Source organism: Acinetobacter sp. SwsAc4, assembly GCF_013391535.1.
GTDB lineage: Bacteria > Pseudomonadota > Gammaproteobacteria > Pseudomonadales > Moraxellaceae > Acinetobacter.
Genome location: NZ_JACAXC010000066.1, coordinates 1 through 871 on the forward strand (window position 1 = coordinate 1; position 871 = coordinate 871).

The following is an 871-nucleotide window of genomic DNA, read 5'->3' on the forward strand; positions in this document are numbered from 1 at the left end:
TTGATTTCTTTTCCTAAGGGTACTGAGATGTTTCACTTCCCCTCGTTCGCTTCATAAGCCTATGTATTCAGCTTATGATACCCGCCTTATAGCGGGTGGGTTCCCCCATTCAGAAATCTCCGGATCAAAGGATATTTGCCGCCTCCCCGGAGCTTATCGCAGGCTATTACGTCTTTCATCGCCTCTGACTGCCAAGGCATCCACCACATGCACTTAATTACTTGACTATACAACCCCAAACAGTCGTTACACCTACAAGTGGGTGTAGCAACAGAGCTCATGATTTCTCATTTACTCATACAGCTTGTTGTTTCGTGAACTTAATCACCGTACAGCTTCAATCTAAATTCATATACCAAAACGCTTGATTCAGTGTTTTTGCTAGTTCTCATTTCTAACAACTCAGCTCAAAGAATTACTTCCTCTTGCTTTGTTATTGAATGAGTGAACAATTTATTTCAGACTCAAATTCTAATCTGTTAATGATTAACTACCGCCTCGTCAGCGAGTAGTAAACTGTGATAAATCACAGAAGTTAATAAACTCAAATCAAAATCTCTTTTGATTTATTTGGACATTTATTAATTTCTATAATTTACTTTAGCTTTGAATTAAATATTTCATTTAATTCGTGGTGGAGACTAGGAGAGTCGAACTCCTGACCTCCTGCGTGCAAAGCAGGCGCTCTACCAACTAAGCTAAGTCCCCAGCTTATCATTTAATGAACGATATATCTTTCAGATTTGGTGGGTCTGACAAGACTTGAACTTGTGACCCCACGCTTATCAAGCGTGTGCTCTAACCAACTGAGCTACAGACCCTCAGATACATCTTCGAAGAACAACTTGTTGTGGATTCTTACCGATCGTCA

General features: G+C 40.1%; 2 tRNA genes and 1 rRNA gene. All 3 read right to left on the reverse strand.

The annotated features are described in order from the left end of the window. Positions 1-227: ribosomal RNA gene (locus HYG88_RS15130) — 23S ribosomal RNA — on the reverse strand; the annotation flags it as partial. A 405-nt stretch (positions 228-632) separates the two neighbouring features. Further along, positions 633-708, reverse strand: a tRNA-Ala gene (locus HYG88_RS15135). A 36-nt stretch (positions 709-744) separates the two neighbouring features. Continuing rightward, positions 745-821: transfer RNA gene (locus HYG88_RS15140), tRNA-Ile, on the reverse strand. Between the last annotated feature and the right edge of the window lie 50 nt (positions 822-871).